General features: G+C 75.9%; 16 protein-coding genes. 13 read left to right on the top strand and 3 right to left on the bottom strand.

What is annotated here, in order from left to right:
- Positions 1 to 57: 57 nt before the first annotated feature.
- The 3 genes from ACGFI2_RS04915 to ACGFI2_RS04905 all read left to right on the top strand — a co-directional run bounded on the left by ACGFI2_RS04915 (position 58) and on the right by ACGFI2_RS04905 (position 2,399).
- Positions 58 to 1,200 (top strand): sensor histidine kinase, encoded by a 1,143-nt coding sequence (locus ACGFI2_RS04915; protein ID WP_393510745.1) that lies wholly within the window; start codon positions 58 to 60, stop codon positions 1,198 to 1,200.
- On the top strand, positions 1,197 to 1,802 hold the full coding sequence (locus ACGFI2_RS04910) for a response regulator (RefSeq protein ID WP_393510742.1): 606 nt from the start codon (positions 1,197 to 1,199) through the stop codon (positions 1,800 to 1,802). Before ACGFI2_RS04915 ends, ACGFI2_RS04910 begins: the two co-directional genes overlap by 4 nt.
- 63 nt (positions 1,803 to 1,865) lie before the next feature.
- Positions 1,866 to 2,399 carry a 2'-5' RNA ligase family protein gene (locus ACGFI2_RS04905; protein ID WP_393510740.1) on the top strand — a complete coding sequence of 178 codons (534 nt, stop codon included), beginning with the start codon at positions 1,866 to 1,868 and terminating at the stop codon, positions 2,397 to 2,399.
- A gap of 39 nt (positions 2,400 to 2,438) precedes the next feature.
- Here ACGFI2_RS04905 and ACGFI2_RS04900 read toward each other — a convergent pair whose 3' ends face one another.
- Entirely contained in the window at positions 2,439 to 4,634 is a 2,196-nt protein-coding gene (locus ACGFI2_RS04900; RefSeq protein WP_393510737.1) for a family 43 glycosylhydrolase, read from the bottom strand.
- 130 nt (positions 4,635 to 4,764) lie between these two features.
- Between ACGFI2_RS04900 and ACGFI2_RS04895 the strand changes: the two genes are divergently transcribed.
- From ACGFI2_RS04895 to ACGFI2_RS04865, 7 genes are all read left to right on the top strand, one after another.
- Positions 4,765 to 5,505: an ArsR/SmtB family transcription factor gene (locus ACGFI2_RS04895; RefSeq protein ID WP_393510734.1), complete on the top strand. Its 741-nt coding sequence runs from the start codon at positions 4,765 to 4,767 to the stop codon at positions 5,503 to 5,505.
- 221 nt (positions 5,506 to 5,726) lie between these two features.
- Positions 5,727 to 6,782: a cytochrome P450 gene (locus tag ACGFI2_RS04890; protein ID WP_393510731.1), complete on the top strand. Its 1,056-nt coding sequence runs from the start codon at positions 5,727 to 5,729 to the stop codon at positions 6,780 to 6,782.
- Positions 6,779 to 7,573 (top strand): isocitrate lyase/phosphoenolpyruvate mutase family protein, encoded by a 795-nt coding sequence (locus tag ACGFI2_RS04885; protein ID WP_393510728.1) that lies wholly within the window; start codon positions 6,779 to 6,781, stop codon positions 7,571 to 7,573. Before ACGFI2_RS04890 ends, ACGFI2_RS04885 begins: the two co-directional genes overlap by 4 nt.
- 101 nt (positions 7,574 to 7,674) lie before the next feature.
- Positions 7,675 to 8,637 (top strand): hypothetical protein, encoded by a 963-nt coding sequence (locus tag ACGFI2_RS04880; protein ID WP_393510725.1) that lies wholly within the window; start codon positions 7,675 to 7,677, stop codon positions 8,635 to 8,637.
- A gap of 4 nt (positions 8,638 to 8,641) precedes the next feature.
- The gene (locus ACGFI2_RS04875) at positions 8,642 to 10,255 is read left to right on the top strand and encodes an asparagine synthetase B family protein (RefSeq protein WP_393510722.1); all 1,614 of its coding nucleotides are present in this window, start codon (positions 8,642 to 8,644) and stop codon (positions 10,253 to 10,255) included.
- A 99-nt stretch (positions 10,256 to 10,354) separates the two neighbouring features.
- Complete coding sequence (locus tag ACGFI2_RS04870; RefSeq protein ID WP_393510719.1) at positions 10,355 to 10,828, top strand: DUF1203 domain-containing protein; 474 nt, start codon at positions 10,355 to 10,357, stop codon at positions 10,826 to 10,828.
- A gap of 49 nt (positions 10,829 to 10,877) precedes the next feature.
- Positions 10,878 to 11,870 (top strand): carcinine hydrolase/isopenicillin-N N-acyltransferase family protein, encoded by a 993-nt coding sequence (locus tag ACGFI2_RS04865; protein WP_393510716.1) that lies wholly within the window; start codon positions 10,878 to 10,880, stop codon positions 11,868 to 11,870.
- Here ACGFI2_RS04865 and ACGFI2_RS04860 read toward each other — a convergent pair.
- Entirely contained in the window at positions 11,867 to 12,481 is a 615-nt protein-coding gene (locus ACGFI2_RS04860) for an HD domain-containing protein (RefSeq protein WP_393510714.1), read from the bottom strand. The two genes, ACGFI2_RS04865 and ACGFI2_RS04860, sit on opposite strands and share 4 nt — an antisense overlap.
- Before the next feature lie 70 nt (positions 12,482 to 12,551).
- Positions 12,552 to 14,003 carry an LVIVD repeat-containing protein gene (locus tag ACGFI2_RS04855; protein ID WP_393510711.1) on the bottom strand — a complete coding sequence of 484 codons (1,452 nt, stop codon included), beginning with the start codon at positions 14,001 to 14,003 and terminating at the stop codon, positions 12,552 to 12,554.
- A gap of 138 nt (positions 14,004 to 14,141) precedes the next feature.
- Between ACGFI2_RS04855 and ACGFI2_RS04850 the strand changes: the two genes are divergently transcribed.
- From ACGFI2_RS04850 to ACGFI2_RS04840, 3 genes are read left to right on the top strand one after another with little or no spacing between them, the layout of a single operon-like run.
- A complete protein-coding gene (locus ACGFI2_RS04850) occupies positions 14,142 to 14,849 on the top strand; it encodes a DUF305 domain-containing protein (protein WP_393510708.1) in 708 nt (235 codons plus the stop codon).
- A 17-nt stretch (positions 14,850 to 14,866) separates the two neighbouring features.
- Positions 14,867 to 16,090, top strand: a complete 1,224-nt coding sequence (locus ACGFI2_RS04845) for a sensor histidine kinase (RefSeq protein ID WP_393510705.1) — start codon at positions 14,867 to 14,869, stop codon at positions 16,088 to 16,090.
- Complete coding sequence (locus ACGFI2_RS04840) at positions 16,087 to 16,752, top strand: response regulator (protein WP_393510702.1); 666 nt, start codon at positions 16,087 to 16,089, stop codon at positions 16,750 to 16,752. The genes ACGFI2_RS04845 and ACGFI2_RS04840 overlap by 4 nt, the downstream gene beginning before the upstream one ends.
- Positions 16,753 to 17,011: the final 259 nt, after the last annotated feature.

Below are 17,011 nucleotides of genomic sequence, written 5' to 3'. Positions count from 1 at the left end.
TCGGCCGTGACATTCCGCCGGGCCGCCCGTCGCGCCCGGGACCTAGGATCGGCGGGCATGACGGTCGACGCGGTGGACCACCGGATGCGCCGGGCCCGGCGGATCACCCTGCTGTCGCTGGCCACGAACGTGTGGACCACGGTGCTGCTGCCCGCCGTCGGCCTGACCCGGGAGCCGGATCCGGTGCGGGTGGCGCTCGGCGCGGTCGCGCTGGCCGGCTTCACGGTGGCCCAGGTGGCGGTGCTGCACGCCGCGGTCACGCCGTGGCTCGGCGCCCGGGCCCGTCGCCGCCGGCACCTCGCGCTGGCGGTGGCCGCGCTGCTCAGCCTGCCGCTGCTCGGCCCGGTGGCGGCCGGCGCCTGGCCCACCTGGGCCTGGCTCGGCGCGTCGCTGGTCGGCATGACGCCGTTGCTGTTCCGGCCGGCGGCGGCGGCGGCCACGGGGGTCGGGGTGCTCGCCGCCGCCGCCGGCGTCACCGCGGCGACCGGTGGACCGCTGCCCGCGGCGCTGCTGGTCACCGGTGCGGTGGGCGCCGGGATCGCGTTGCTCACCTGGGTCCAGGTGTGGTTCTGGGACCTGCTGGTCGAGGCCCGGCAGGGGCAGGCGGCCCGGGTTCGGCTCGCCGCGGCCGAGGAGCGGCTGCGCTTCGCCCGCGACGTGCACGACCTCCTCGGGCACGACCTCACCGTGATCGCGTTGAAGGCCGAGCTGGCGGAACGGCTGGCGCCGGTGGACGGCGCCCGGGCCGGCCGGGAGGCGGCCGAGGCGCGGCGGCTCGCCGCGTCGGCGTTGACCCGGGTACGCGCGGCCGTGCACGGTTACCGCGCCGTCGACCTGGCCGAGCAGGCGGCGGCGGTGGGGGAGGTGCTGCGTTCCAGCGGGGTGCGCTGCACGGTCGAGCCGCCGGTGGGTGAGCTGCCCGCCCCGGTCGCCGCCGACCTGGCCGCCGTGCTGCGGGAGGCCGGCACGAACGTGCTGCGCCACAGCCGGGCCGGCTGGTGCCGGATCGAGATCACCCGGGACGATGGCCTGGTGACGTTGACCGTACGCAACGACGGCGCCGGTGGCCTCGGCCCGGACGGGTTCAGCGGTGGCCTGCGCGGCCTCGCCGACCGGCTCGCCCCGTCCGGCGGCCGGGTCCGGGCGTCCGCCGAGGACGGCGTGTTCAGCCTGGTCGCGACCGTGCCGGTGACGCCGTGATCCGGGTGCTGCTCGCCGACGACGAGGAGCTGATCCGGCTCGCGCTGGCCGCGCTGCTCGACCTCGAGCCGGATATCGACGTGGTGGCGCACGCCGCGGACGGGCGCGCCGCGCTGGCCGCGGCGTTGGCCCACCGCCCGGACGTGGCCGTGCTGGACCTGGAGATGCCGCCGCCCGGCGGGGTCGAGGTCGCCGCCGAACTGAGCCGGCTGCTGCCCGGCTGCGCGCCGGTGATCCTGACCGGACACGCGCGCCCCGCCCAGCTCCGGCCGGCGCTGACCGCCGGGGCGCGCGGGTTCCTCGCCAAGGGCGCCCCCGGTGGGGCGCTGGCCGACGTGATCCGGCGGGTGCACTCCGGCGCGCGCTACGTCGACCCGACGCTCGCCGCCGACGCGTTGACCCTGCCCGAGTGCCCGTTGACCCCGCGTGAGCTGGAGACCCTCCGGCTGGCCGAGCTCGGCACCCCGGTCGCGGTGATCGCGCGGCGGACCCACCTGGCCGCCGGGACCGTCCGCAACCACCTGAGCGCCTGCGTGCAGAAGCTCGGGGCCGCCGATCGGGCCGAGGCCGTCCGGCGGGCCCGCGAGGCCGGCTGGCTCTGAACGCGCCCGCCGGCGCCCCGGTGCGGGGCGTCGCGGCCCGCCGCCGGGGACTAGCCTGATCCCGTGCGGACAGTGGAGCTGCTCTGCTCACCGGAGCTGGACGCGGGCGTGCGGGCGGCCTGGAGCCGGCTCGCCGCCGCCGGGCTGCCCAGCCTGGCCGGCAACACGCACCCGACGAACCGGCCGCACCTGACGCTCGCCTCGGTCGACGGGTTCCCGCCGGGCGCCGAGCAACGCCTGGCCGACCTCTGCGACGCCGCGCTGCCGCTGCCGGTGCGGCTGAGCCGGCTGGAGGTCCTCGACGGCAGCGCCCCGCTGGTCTGGCTGGTCCGACCGACGCCGCAGCTGGTGGCGCTGCACGGGGCGGTCTGGGACGTGCTCGCCGAGGCGGCCGGCCCGCACCCGTGGCACCTGCCCGGCCGGTGGGTCCCGCACCTGAGCCTGGCGTTGCGCTTCCGGGGCGCGGACCGTCGCCGGGCCCGGGCGGTCGCCGGTGCGGAGCGGCCGGCCGGGGAGTTCGTGGCGGCCCGCAGCTATGACGGCGACACCCGCACGGTGAGCGGGCTGACCGGCGCGTCCCGGCGCCCCGGCGGCTGAGCCGGGGCCGCCCCTGCCCAGGGACGGCCCCGGCGACGGTCAGCGGTGGAAGCGGAGGTAGTCGAACTCCGCGGTCACCGCGGGCGTCACGCCGCCGTGGGCGACGAGGCCGATCCGCGGTGTGGTGTCCGCCGGGAACGTCCACACCGCGCCCCACGTCCAGTGCCTGCCGTCCCGGCTGGAGCCGGCGCGGAACTCGTGCTCGCCGGTGACCCGGTCGACGCGGTGGGCCAGCCGCAGCCAGGTGGTGGTGCCCGGGGTGCCGACGATGCTGCCGCCGTACACCGGTTGGCCGGCGAAGGGCAGTTCGTAGCCGAACTCGACCTGGCGGGTGTTCCAGATCGCCACCTGGGTGAGCCGGGCGAACCGGTCGTCGTCGACGTACGCGACCAGGCCGGCCTGCTGGTAGTTGCGGACGGTCTCCTCGCCCAGGTCCAGCGTCACCTTGGTCTCGACGACGTAGTCGCCGGCCGGCGCGTCGCGCAGCAGCACCCCGGCGGTGTTGCCGGTGCCGGACAGGTCGGCGTCCTGGACCGGCCAGCGCAGCGCGCCGGCGGCCACCGTGGCGGCCCGGTCCTGGCGTACCCACCGCCAGGCCGGGTCGAGCCCGTCGTCGAACTCGTCCGAGAAGGCGCGCAGCACCGGGCCGACCCGGGGCGGAGCGACCGCGTGGCGGGCCGGGCGGTAGAGGCTCACGGCGCTGACGTTGTCGAACTCCGCCGGGCCGCCCTCGGCGCGGACGGCGAGCGTGCCCGTCGCGGGGCGGGGGAGCCGCAGCGAGACCCGGGCGACCGGGTCGCCGAGGCGGGACGGGCCGATCGTGGCGACGAGCTGCCGCCCGCGTACCTCGACGGCGAGGTTGTGCCGGTCGCGCAGGTCGGTGCCGGCGGGCAGCGGGGTGCTCGCGGCGCCGGCGGTCAGCCGGCCCCGGCCGACCCGGACGTCCACCGCGCCGAGCCGCAGCCCGGCCGTGTCCGCGCCGGTCAGCCGCAGGTCGGTCTCCACCCGCAGGTCGCCGCCGACTCCGGTACGCGAGGCCAGCGTGCCGGTGCCGGTCAACACCCCGCCGGCCGCCCGCCAGGTGCCGGCCTCGGTCCGCCAGCCGTGCAGGTCGGCGGTGTCGAAGCGGGCGTCGACGCGACCGGTGGTGACCGGCGCCGGGCGGGCGCCGTCGGAGGGGCCGGCGCCGGCGTTGACGGTGGGCCACCCGTCGATCCAGTCGAGGCGGTCCAGCAGCATGGGCCGCTCGTTGACGCCGAACGGCTCGTCCAGGTAGGGGTCGGCGCGGTCGATCGCGTGGTAGGCGATCCAGTCCTGCCCGGACAGGTCGGTGAGCACCGCGTTGTGGCCGGTGCCGATCCAACGGTTGCCGTTCTGGGTCAGCACCGGCGTGCCGCCGGCCCGGGAGACGTCGAGGCGCTGGCCGTCGCGGTCGACGAACGGTCCCCGTGGGTCGCGGGACCGGCCGACCTGGACGGAGTAGCCGGTGGCCGGACCGGCGCAGCAGTTCGCGGCGGAGGCGAACAGGTAGTACCAGCCGTCGCGGCGCAGCACGTACGCGCCCTCGAACTTGTTGTCCACCGCCACCGGGGTCGGGTCGCCGACCGCCCGCAGCCCGTCCGGGGAGAGTTCGGTGACCGAGATCCCGCCGTAGTAGCTGCCGTAGTACAGCCAGGACCGGCCGTCGGCGCCGGTGAGCTGGCTCGGGTCGATGGTCCACAGGTAGCCGCCGCCGGCGCCGGGGCGCGGGGCGACCACCGGCGTGTCGGCGAACGTCCAGGGTCCGGCCGGGCTCGGCGCGGTGGCCACCCCGACCGCGGTGTCGAACGTGTCGTCGGAGACGGTGGTGTCGGTGACCGTCACGTACATGACCCACCGGCCGGCCACCCGGCGCACGTCGGGCGCCCAGAACGCCGAACCGGGCGCGGCGTAGGCGGGGCGTTGGTCGGCGGTGAACGCGTCGCCCACGAAGGTCCAGTCGACCAGGTCGGTGGAGCGGGCGATGGGCACCCGGTGCGCCCGCCCCGCACCCTCACGCAGCGGGTCGGAGGTGCCGAAGGCGTACCAGATCCCGTCGTCGCCGCGGACCACGACCGGGTCGGCGAAGGTGTCGGCGAATCCGGCGGAGACCGGATTTCGGTAGCGGTCGGGCCCGGCGGCGGGCGCGGGCGCCGCGCCGGCGAGCAGAAGCGTGAGTACGGCGGCGAGCACGCCGCCGCGGTGGAGGTGTCGCATCGGGCCTGCCTCGGAGTAGACGGAGGTCACTGCGGTGCACACGTTTCTACAACGTTGGATACAACGATGTAAAGAGCCGGGGCCCGACCGTGCGGCCCGGGCCGAAACGTATCCGTGCCAGCATGGGCCGATGACCACCCGTGCCGACGGCCGTGGGCTGGCCGGGCTCGCCGCGCTGCTCGCCGACCCCACCCGGGCCGGCTTCTGCCTCGCCCTGCTGGACGGCCGCGCCTGGACCGCCGGGGAACTGGCCCGCTCCGCCGGGGTGGCGGCCTCCACCGCGAGCGACCACCTCACCCGGCTGGTGCGGGGCGGCCTGCTGGCGGAGGAACGACAGGGCCGGCACCGGTACGTCCGGCTCGCCGACCCGGCGGCCGCCCAACTCGTCGAGGACCTGGCCGCCCGGGCGCCCGCGCCGGCCGCGCCGCCGCGCACGATGCGCGCCGCGTCCGCCGACGCCGCCCTGGCGTACGCCCGGACCTGCTACGACCACCTGGCCGGGCGGCTCGGGGTGCTGCTCCACGACGCGCTGCTCGCACGCGGCGTGCTGGACCGGACCGGGGGCCTGGCGCTCACCCCCACCGGGTTGTCCTGGCTGGCCGACCTCGGGGTGCCGGTCGAACCGCTGCGCGCCGCCCGGCGGCCGCTGGTGCGCGACTGTCTCGACTGGACCGAACGGCGCCCGCACCTGGCCGGCGCGCTCGGCGCCGCCCTGTGCGCGCGCCTTCTCGACCTCGGCTGGACGGTCCGGGGGACCGGGCGGTCGCTGCGGCTCACCCCGGCCGGTCGGGACGCGCTCGCCGAGGCCCTCGCGCTCGATCCGGCCGCGCTCGCCCCGCCGGCCCGCGACAGCGGACCCGCCCGCGCCTGACCCGCGCTCGGTCGTGCCCGACGCCCGGCCAGCGTTTGATCGACTCCAGGTCGGCGAGGTGGTGGGGTCGTGGTGCGGTCGATGCCGCCACCTCGCCGACCTGGCGCGGTCGGACCGAGCCCGGCCGGCACACGGCCGCCCCGACCCAGCCCGGCCCGACCCGCCAGGGCGGGGCGGATCGTTCGGTCCGGGCCGAACGATCCGCGGCCTACGGTCGGCCGGTGGACCTACCGACGATCACGGCCGCCCCCGGTACGCCGGGCTGCGGGCCGCCGGTGCGCGGCGACGACGGCTGGGTGGTCACCCGGCACGCGGACGTCGTCGCCGCCCTGACCGACCCCCGCTGCGTGGTGCCGCCGGCCCAGCCCGGCGCGCCGCCGGGCACGCTGGGCTGGCTGCGCGCCTCGGTGAGCCGGTTCAGCCCGGCCGGGTCGCATCCCGCCCGCCGGGCGATCGGTGTGGCGGCGCTGGACCGCCTCGACCCGCCCGACCTGTCCCTCGCCGCCGCGCGCCTCACCGAGGAGATCCTCGCCGCTGGTGTGTCAAGCGGGGCCCCCTCCTCTACCAAAGGCGTTAACCGGGGGCCCCGCCTTGTCGAAGTGATGGGTGAGGTGGCTCGGCGGGTACCCGTGCGGGTGCTGGCGGAACGGCTCGGCCTGGCCGACCCGAGGGCGGCCGTCCCGACGGTGTCCGCGGTGGCTGCCGCCTACCACCCCGGCGCAGCGCCGGCCGCGGCGGCGCACGCGGACCGGGCGGTGGCCGCCCTGGTGGCGATGTCGCCCCCGGCGCCGGACGAGGTGACCGCGAACCGGATCGGGCTGCTGGTGCAGGCCGCGGACGCCACCGCCGGGCTGATCGGTGGCGCGGTCCGGCACGGGCTCGGCGCGCCGGCCGGCCTCCGGACCGCCGGGTTGCTCGCCGAGGTGCTGCGGCTGGACCCGCCGGTACGCGCCACCCGGCGGGTCGCCTCCGTCGCGATCGACCTGGGCGGCCGGACGATGGACGCGGCCGATCCGCTGCTGCTGCGCTTCGACGCGGCCAACCGCGACCCGGCCGTCCACCCGGAGCCGCACCGGTTCGTGGCCGGCCGGGCGAGTGGGTCGCTGACCTTCGGGGCCGGACCCCGGGGCTGCCCGGGGGAGCGGCACGCGCTGGCCCTGGCCGAGGGCGTGGTCGACGTGTTGCGCCAACGCTGCCGCCGCGCCGACCTGCCGGTTCCGTACGTCCCGCACCCGACGCTGCGCGTCCCGACCCGTCTCGAGGTGATCCTGCGATGACCGACCGCTACGCAGCCTTCCGTGAGCTGCACCGGCCGGGCCACCCCCTGCTGCTGCCCAACGCCTGGGACCACGCCTCCGCCGCCGCGCTCGCCGCCCGGGGCCACCCGGCGGTCGGCACGACGAGTCTCGGCGTCGCGGCGGCCGCCGGCCGGCCGGACGGGACGGGCGCGACCCGGGCGGAGACCCTGGATCTGGCCCGCCGCCTGCGGAGCGTGCCGGTGCTGGTCACCGTCGACGTGGAGGGCGGCTTCCACGACGACCCGGCGGCGGTGGCCCGGTACGCCGGCGAGCTGGCCGCGCTCGGCGTGGTGGGGATGAACCTGGAGGACGGCCGCCCCGACGGCACCCTGGCCCCGGCGCCGCTGGTCGCGGCCAAGATCGCGGCGGTACGGACGGCCGCCCCGGGGCTCTTCGTCAACGCCCGTACCGACGCGTGGTGGCTGGGTGTGCTGTCCCCGTTGGCCGAGGCCCGGCGTCGGGCGGCGGTGTTCCGGGCGGCCGGGGCGGACGGCTTCTTCGTCCCCGGCGCGCCCGACGAGGAGGTCGGGGCGCTGGCGGCGGAGGCGGGCCTGCCGCTGAACGTGCTGCACCGGCCGGGTGGGCCCGACCTGGCCGCGCTGGGCCGGCTGGGGGTGGCCCGGGTGAGCACCGGTTCCCTGCCGTTCCGGGTGGCGCTGGGCGCGGCGCTGCACCTGGTGGACGCCGTCGCCGCCGGGCGGGACGCCGGGCTCCCGCCGGCCCCCGGTTACCCCGAGGTGCAGGCGTTGGCGCGCCGGCCGGCTACCTGATCGGGCGCTTCGGGAGAATTGTTCTCGGTAGCACTCTCGCCTCCCATTACGTTGGGTGCAGGTCCGATTACGCCTTGTCCTGCCGAGAGGGGGCGCAGACCATGCGAGTGCCCAGCCGAAGCACCGGTCGCCAGCCGGGTCCCGCCGTCGCGTCCACCACTCCCGCCCGCCGGCTGCCGCCCGGTGACCGCCGCGCCGACGACGCGGGGCCCGACCTGGCCGCCTACCGGGCCGCGGTGGCGGAGTTGCTGGTCGAGGTGGGCGCGCTGGCGGACACGCCGTCGACCACCGCCCGGCAGGTGCTGCTCGACCAGCGGCTGCGGGAGCCGGCCATCGCCGCGGTCCTCGACGCCACCCCGCAGGGGCTGGTCGGCGCCCGGGAGACGCTGCTGCTGGAGATGGCCCGCTACCAGCCCAACTCCCGCACCTCCGCGCAGGACCTCACCGCCCTGGTCCGGATCTACCTGCTCTCCCGCGTCGACGTGCTGTGGTGGCGGGACAGCCCGACCTTCCGCACCGACGACCAGGTGCGCACCAGCATCGACCTGGTCGACCTGGAGTGGCCGCGTCGCCGGGGGCTGATCGAGTTCCGCTACCGGGAACAGGCCGCCACGGTGCTGGGGCGCGGGCTGCGGGCGGTCCAGCGACGGGTGCGCCCGGCCGCCACGCCACGTACCGCGGGCCTGCTGTTCCCCCGGGCCCGCCGCGAGATGATCGCCTTCCTCAACGACCTGGCCCGGGAGTTCGCCGCGGTCACCCCGCCCGGCACGCCGCCGCTCTGGGTGACCAGCCTGGCCCGCAGCGCCGAGCACCAGTACCGGCTGCGCCGGCTGGGGTACGCCGCCATGGTGCCCAGTGGGCACTGCCTGGGCTGGGCGGCCGACGTGGAGCTGGACTGGTACGAGCGGTTCGGCGCCCGCGCGGCCCTCGCCGGGCTGCTACTGGCCCGGCAGGACGCCGGCGAGATCAACGTGGTCGACGAGGGCCAGGCCTGGCACCTCTGCCTCGCGCCCGCCGCCCGCCGCCGGTTCCGGCGCGCGTACGAGGCCGAGATGGGGGTGTGACCCGATGTGCGGGATCGCGCTGAGCATCGGCCCCGAGGCCGACCCGGCCACCTTCCGGCGGATGCTGGCCGCGCTCGCCCCGCGCGGCGAGGTGACCGAGACCCGGCAGGAGAACGGCCTGCTGGCCGGCGTGCGCCGGCTGCGGGTCGTGGACCGGGACCGGGCCGTGCAGCCGTGGATCTCACCCGACGGGCGGCACCTGCTCTGCTTCAACGGCGAGATCTTCAACCATCACGAGCTGCGCGCCGAGCTGAAACGGCTCGGCCACGGCTTCCGCACGGCCGGTGACACCGAGGTGGTGCTGGCCGCGTTCCGGCAGTGGGGCGAGCAGGCGGTGCGCCGGTTGCGCGGCGAGTTCGCGTTCGTGGTGGTCGAACGCGACACCGGCCACGCGTACCTGGCCCGGGACCCGCTCGGGGTGAAGCCGCTCTACTGGGCCCGCGGCCCGGGCTGCCTGCACCTCGCCTCCGAGGTCAAGGCGCTGGTGGGGCACGGCGCGCCGATCAACGAGGTGCCGCCGGGGCACCACGGCTGGGCCGGGACGGAGATGCCGCTCCGGCTGCGTCCGCACGTCGACCTGCTCACGCTCGGGGCGGGGCTGCCGGTGATCGACGACCCGGACGAGGCCGCCCTGCTCGTCCGGCTCGCGCTCACCGACGCCATGCGGATCCGGTTGGACACCGACCTCACCGTCGGTGTGGTGCTCTCCGGCGGCCTGGACAGCTCGCTGGCGCTGCTGCACGCCCGGGAGCTGCATCCCGACTGCGTGGCGGTCACCGTGGGCGCGCCGGGCAGCCCCGACGTGGCGTACGCCCGGCGGCTCGCCGCCGACCTCGGTGTGCCGCACGAGGTGATCGAGCTGCGCCCGCGCGACATCCGGCTCGCCGACGTGCGCGACGCCATCCGGATGTCGGAGCTGACCGAGTACGGCGACATCATCAACGCGGTGGTCTCGGTGCCGATCTTCCGGCGGCTGCGCGAGCTGGGCGTGAAGGTGGTGCTCACCGGCGACGGCTCCGACGAGCTGTTCGGCGGCTACCCGATGTATCACGACGTCGGGCCGGAGCGGTCCCGGCGGCTGTTCCTGCACCGCATCCGCAACCTGTGCCGGACCGAGTTGCAGCGGGTGGACCGGGCCAGCATGGGCCACGGGGTGGAGGCCCGGGTGCCGTTCCTCGACCTCAGCGTCGTCGAGCTGGCCATGCGGCTGCCGCTGGGCCTCAAGCTGCGTGACGGGCAGGAGAAGTGGATCGTCCGGCGGGCCTTCGCCGACCTGCTGCCCGACTACGTCCGGCGGCGGCCGAAGAACCCGATGTCGTACTCGTCCGGGCTGCACGAGCGGGCCCGGCTCTACAAGCCGCTCTTCGCCCGGCTGCACCGCTCCTTCGGCTACGACCTGCTGGAGCCGGTCCGGCGGGACTTCGACAGCGTGCTCACCCGCTGCGGCAACGACCTCGACCGGGCCATCGCCGACGGCCTGGCCCGGCCCGACTACACCGTGCTGGAGCACGCCCGCGACATGGTCGGCGCGGCCCGGTGGAACGCCGCGCCGATGGTCCGCCGGCTGGTCAACCCGCGCCGCACCAGGGGCGGCGACGAGGCGGCGCTGCCCGGCTGACCCGCCACGGCTGCACGGTCGTCGCGCCGACACCGTCCTGAGCAACGCCAGGTCCGATCGCCGCCAGCGATCCGTCCGGCGCCGCGTCAGGCTGGGGTGGTGACCACCACCCGTACCGCCTTCCTGATCCGACCGTTGTCCGCCGAGGTGCTGACCGACCTGCGGCGTACCGACCGCGACGCGGGCGGGCAGCCGCCGGAGCGCCACCGCGCCGGCGGTGGTGAGCCGCTGCGCTGCTGCCTGCGTGACGCCGCGCCGGGCGAGCCGCTGCTGCTGTTCGGGTACGCCCCTCCGCTGCCGCCCGGCCCGTACCGCGAGACGGGTCCGATCTTCGCGCACGCGGGCGGCTGCCCCGGCCCGGCCGACGTCACGGCGTACCCGGCCGGCTGGCGGGGTCGGGCGCAGGTGCTGCGGGCGTACGACAGGCGGGGTCGCATCGTCGGTGGGCGGCGGCACGACGGCGGCGACCCGGAGGCGGTGATCGCGGAGCTGTTCGCCGACCCGGCGGTGGAGGTGCTGCACAGCCGCAACGTGGTCTACGGCTGCTGGATGTTCGCCGTGGTCCGGAGCTGAGCCGGTTCCTCGATGGACACCGCCCCCGGTCTCTCCTAGCGTCGCGGGCATGCGGAGGACCCTCATCGCCACCGGGCTGGCACTGCTCCTGCTCGGCACCGCCTGCGGGGAGAGCCGCGCGCCGGCCGGCCCGGCCGCCGCCGGCACGCCGACCGCCTCCCGGCAGGACCCCGGCCAGGTCGAACGGACGCTGGCCAGCCTGCGCGAGGTCGACGACCTGCCGCTGTACGAGATGACCTACGTCGGCGACTACGACCCGACCGCCGGCGTGGCCGGCAGCACCCCGCCGAGCCCGTTCGGCTGCTCGCTGTTCGCCGCCCTCGGCGACCGGGACCGCCCGCTGTTCGCCCGCAACTTCGACTGGGAGCGGAACCCGGCGCTGGTGCTGCGCACCGACCCGCCGGACGGGTACGCGTCGATCTCCCTGGTGGACATCTCCTACCTGGGGGTCGCCGCCGACCCGACCGGCGACCGGCGGTTGCTCGACGCGCCGCTGTTGCCGTTCGACGGGATGAACGACCGGGGTCTCGCGGTGGGGCTGGCCGCCGACGACGGCGCGCGGGCCGAGCCGGTGCCCAGGCGGCCGACCGTCGGCTCGGTGCGCATCCTGCGCCTGGTGCTCGACTCGGCGGCCACCGTGGACGAGGCGGTCGCCGTGTTCGGGCGCTACAACCTGGACTTCGACGGCGGCCCGCCGCTGCACTACCTGCTCGCGGACGCCACCGGCGCCTCCGCGGTCGTCGAGTTCGTCGACGGGGCGCTGCGGGCGGACCGCCGGCGGGGTCCGTGGCAGGCGTTGACGAACGTGCCCGCGGTCGGGGTGGCGGAGAAGGACCTGCGCCGGGACCACCGGTACGGGGTGCTGGCGAAGGAGCTGGACCGGGCCGGCGGGAAGATCGACGCCGCCGGCGCCCTGCGGCTGCTCGACGCGGTGCGCCAGTCGCACACCCGCTGGTCGGTGACGTACGGGCTGCGCAGCGGCGAGGTGCGGGTGGTCACCGCGGGCGGCGGCGCCCGGAGCTACCGGCTGCCGATGAGCTAGGCGATCGGGTGCCCGTGCCGGCGGGCGAGCGCGGTGAGGTCCGGTTCACCGAACCGTTCGACCAGCGCCGTGAACCGGGCGACCTTGTCCGCCCCGAACCGCCCGACGGCGGCGGTGTAGGAGGCCGCGGAGACGAAGGTGGGCGGTGTGGTCTTGCTGTGGAACTTGTCGGCGTACATGACCAGCTGCTCCTCGCCGGTGGTCGCCGTGTAGTCCGCCACCGGCAGCGGAAGACGCTGCCGGAGCACGTCCGCACGGGTGATCCCCACCCCGGTGTGGCGCGAGCAGAACCGGCCGAGCGACTCGGCCAGCCCCACGTCCCGCAGCAGCGCGTGCCCCAGCACCCCGTGCCGGACGTAGTTCTCCTCGTCGCACCGCCCGTCGTTGCCGTACAGGCGGTAGACACCGATGTCGTGCAGCAGGCTGCCGGCCCGCACCAGCGCGCGGTCGAGTCCGGCGCCGTGCCGGTCGAGCAGACCCTCGGCCATCTCGCAGACGATCCGGCAGTGCGTCCAGACGAGCCGGAACGCCTCCTCCGTCGGTGCGAACCGCTCGTGCAGCGACCGGATCCGCTCGTCCGTCGGCACCGCGGTCCGGTGGTCGATCGTCACGTCGGCGCCCCTTCCACGGGCCGGGCCCGGCGCCCCGGAGGGTGCCGGACCCGGTCGGGTCGCGCGCGGGTCACCAGCTCAGGTAACCCGCCTGGGTCTGCACGTTCAGCTCGGGCACCCGGATCAGCTGGGCCAACCAGGTGCGCGGGTCGCGCAGCTCCAGCACGTCCAGTCCCTTCTGGATGTCGCTGGAGTAGATGTGGCCGTTGTACCAGTACGCCGACCAGGAACCGCCGGTACGCAGCTGGGCGGCGTCCAGCGGACCGCGCTCCCAGTAGGCGATCTCCTTGGGCTTGGCGGAGTCGGTGAAGTCCCACACCGAGATGCCACCCTGGTACCACGCCTGGACCATGATGTCGCGGCCGGGCACGGGGATCAGCGAGCCGTTGTGCGCCACGCAGTTCTCGGTGTCGGTGTTGACGCGCGGGATCTTGTAGTAGCTGCGGAACGCCAGCTCGCGGGCGTCACCGCGACCGGTGATGTCGTAGATGGCGTCCGCGCCGCGGGTCGGGCCGACCACCTCGTTGCAGGTCGCCGCGCCGCCGCCGCCCAGCTCGTCGGTGAAGACGACCTTGGTGCCGGCGTTGTTGAACGTGGCCGAGTGCCAGAACGCGAAGTTCACCGTGTCGGTGACCCGCTCGATGACCCGTGGCGCTTCCCGGTCCTTGATGTCCAGCAGGATCCCGTCACCCATGCACGCGCCGGCGGCCAGGTCCTTCGACGGGTACGCGGTGATGTCGTGGCATCCGGTGGTGGCGGACGTCTCACCCGGGATGCCCGGGTAGCCGCCGTCGGGGAAGAGGTTCGGGGTGGCGACCACGGCGGCCGTGGTGGGGCTCTTGACCGGCACCTTGACGATGGAGATGGAGTCGTGCGGCGGCTGGCAGTCCGGGAACTCGGCCCGCGGGCTGTACGACGAGACGTACAGGTAGACGTTGCGCCGGTCCTTGCCGGGCACCAGCGTGTGGGTGTGCGAGCCGCACGCCGTCTCCACCGACTTGATGTAGCGCGGGTTGCGCTTGTCGCGGATGTCGAAGATCTTGATGCCCTCCCAGGACTCCTTCACGGAGGCGGGTTGGGCGGTGCTGGCGCAGGAGTCGTCGCTGCGCGACGAGTCGGTCGACAGGAACAGCAGGTCACCGGTGACCGAGATGTCGTTCTGCGAGCCGGGGCAGAGCACCTGCGACACGATCGTCGGCCGGCTCGGCCGGGACACGTCGTAGATGACGAAGCCTTCGTAGTTGCCGACGAACGCGTACCGGCCCTGGAAGGCGATGTCGGTGCCGAGGGCGGACGTGGCGTCGAACGGGCCCTGCTTCGGCAGGTTGGCCACCTGGCGCAGGTTGGGGCTGCTGGAGATCTCGTCGACACCGGGGACGGCGTTGTCCGCGGCGGCCGGCGCGGCCTGGGTGCGGGGAATCTCCTGGGCGCTGCTCGGTGGCGCGGCGATCACGCCGGCGAGCAGCAGGCCGGCGGCGGCGAGGCTGACGGTCCGGGCACGGGACAGGTGAATGTTGATCATCGGCAACACCCTTCGAAAGGGGGATGATGCTCGCCACACCTTACCTAGATGTGACCGTCATCAATGTGACTCCGGTCACATCCAGCAACTTTCGTCTATGGATAGGATCGCTGTCACCTCGACCGGAGGGAGGACCGTATGACCGGTCGGCAGGCACGTGTGCGGCTCCCCGTCACAGCCTTGGCGGCGCTCCTGGCGGTCGGCGGCCCGGCGCTGGCCGGATGCGACGACGACAGCCGCCCGGCGGCGGACCGACCCGGCCCGGCCGCAGCCACCCCGGCCACCCCGAGCGCGACCGACACCGTCCCGGCGCCGCCGGTGCTGGTCCCGGGGCGCCCCGGGGAGCCGGCGGCCACCCGCGCCGCCGGGCAGGTCCGCGACGCGGCGCAGCCGCGGTTCAACGGCCTCGACGTCTGGTACGTCCGGATGATGATCCCGCACCACGAGCAGGCCCTGGAGATGGCGAAGCTCGCCCCCGACCGGGCCGCCGACCCCCGCGTACGCGCCGTCGCCGACCGGATCCGGGCCGCCCAGGGACCGGAGGTCGGCGTGCTGCGGGCCTGGCTCAGCACCCGCGACCTGCCCGCCGAGGTGGCCGGGCACGACCACGCCACCATGCGCGGGATGCAGTCCGCCGAGGCGATGCGGCAACTCGCGGACACCCGCGGCGCGGCGTTCGACCGGCTCTTCGTGGCGATGATGACCGCCCACCACCAGGGCGCGGTGGTGATGTCCACCGACCTGCTCAAGGTGGGGGTCGACCAGACCATGCAGGAGTTCGCCAACGCGGTGGCCGTCGAGCAGTCCGCCGAGATCGGCCGCATGCGCGCCCTGCTCGCCGCCTGACCCACCCCGTACGCTGGGTGACCGTGGACCGCCTGATCCTCGGCCGCCCGTTGCGCGGCGTCGCGTTCGACGCCGCCGTCTCCGGGCTGGTCGTCATCCTCGCCGTGCTGGGCCTCCTGGCCGAGCAGGGCGGCCTGCCGGCGTTCGCGGTCGGCGTGGCGATGGCGGCGGCGCTGTTCTTCCGGCGCACCCACCCGTCCGCGGTCGCCGTCGCGGTGGCCGCGCTGGCACTGCTCCAGGTGATCGTCGGCTGGGGCCCCCTCGGCTACGACATCGGCGTGCTGATCGCGCTCTACAGCGTGGTCAAGTACGCCGACCGGTCGCGGGACGGCATCCTGGCCGGGATCGGCGCCGGGATCGGCGTGCTGCTCTCCGCGCTCTCCTGGCCCGGGCCGGCGCCCTGGTGGGCGGGCGCGCTCTACTACGGCCTGGTCACCGGCGCGGTGTGGCTGGTCGGCCTGAACGTGCGGACCCGCCGCCTCTACGTGCTCAGCCTGGAGGAACGCGCCGCGACGGCGGACCGGGAGCGGGAGGCGGAGTCCCGGGCGGCGGTCGCCGAGGAACGCACCCGCATCGCCCGCGAGCTGCACGACGTGGTCGCGCACAGCCTGGCCGTGATGATCGTGCAGGCGGACGGCGTGCGGTTCACGCTCGACCGGGACCCGGCGACCGCGCGGGAGGCGGCCAAGGTGGTGGCGGACACCGGCCGGCAGGCGCTGGAGGAGATGCGGCGGCTGGTCGGCGTACTCCGGGAACCCAGCCGGCCGGAGCCGGCCGCGGTGGCGGACGAGCCCGCCGGCGAGCCGGCGCACCGGCGTCCCGCGCTGGTGGAGCTGCCCGCGTTGCTCGACCGCTTCCGCGCCGCCGGGCTGCGCATCGACTGCGGCGGCGCCGGCGCCCCGGTGGCGTTGCCGCCCGGCCTGGAGCTGACCGTCTACCGGGTGGTGCAGGAGAGCCTGACCAACGCGCTCAAGCATGCCGGGGTGGGCGCGTCGGTCGAATTGACGCTCGACTGGGCGGACGACACCGTCGCGGTCCGGGCCGTCGACGACGGCCGCGGCCGTCCGGTGGTCCGGCCGGCGCCGTCCGGCGGGCACGGCCTGGTCGGCATGCGGGAACGGGTCGGGGTGTACGACGGCAGCCTCGCCGCCGGCCCCACGCTGGCCGGCGGCTGGCGGGTCGAGGCGCGACTGCCGCTGCCCGCGGCGGCCGGCACGGAGGAAGGGAGCGCGGCGGCGTGACCGTGCGAGTGATGATCGTCGACGACCAGGCGCTGGTGCGCGCCGGCTTCCGGATGGTGCTCGACTCGCAACCCGACCTGGTCGTGGTCGGCGAGGCGATCGACGGCGCGGACGCGCTGCGGGTGCTGGACCGGGTCGAGGCTGACGTGGTGGTGATGGACCTGCGGATGCCGACCATGGACGGGGTGGAGGCGACCCGGCGGATCTGCGCCCGGTCGGCCGGCGCGCGACCGCGGGTGCTGGTGCTGACCACGTTCGACACCGAGGCCGACGCGTTCGCCGCGCTGCGTGCCGGGGCGAGCGGCTTCCTGCTCAAGAACGTGCCACCGGAGGAGCTGCTCACCGCGATCCGGGTGGTCGCCGAGGGCGATTCGGTGGTGGCCCCGTCGATCACCCGGCGGCTGCTCGACCGGTTCGCCGGGCAGCTCGGCCCGACGCCGACCGAGGACCCGCGGCTGGCCCAGCTGACCGAGCGGGAGCGGGAGGTGCTGCTGCTGGTGGCGCAGGGGCTGTCCAACGCCGAGATCGCCGCCCGGGTGCACGTCGCGGAGGCGACCGTGAAGACCCACGTCGGGCGGATCCTGGCCAAGCTCCAGGTCCGCGACCGCGTCCAGGCGGTCGTGCTGGCCTACGAGAGCGGGTTGGTCACCCCCGGCGGCTGACCCGGCGTACGCCGCAGGTCGTACGGGTCCGCCCGGTCGGGGACGACCGTGGGCGGACCGGGGTCGAGCGCGCGCCCACCGGCGTCGCCCTCGCCGCCCGTGACCTGCGTCGGGAGTACGGCGTAGGGCAGTCCCGCGTCGTCGCCCTCGACGCCGTCGACCTCGACCTGGTCGCCGCCGGCCGGTGGTGGCGTCGCTCGGTGCGGACTGACCGTCGGCCCGGCCCGGTCCCGCGTCGGCGGCGGGACCAGGTCGGGTG

Origin of the sequence: Micromonospora sp. NPDC049282, from assembly GCF_043197045.1 — a bacterium.
GTDB lineage: Bacteria > Actinomycetota > Actinomycetes > Mycobacteriales > Micromonosporaceae > Micromonospora.
This window is presented reverse-complemented; position numbering and strand designations above follow the sequence as displayed.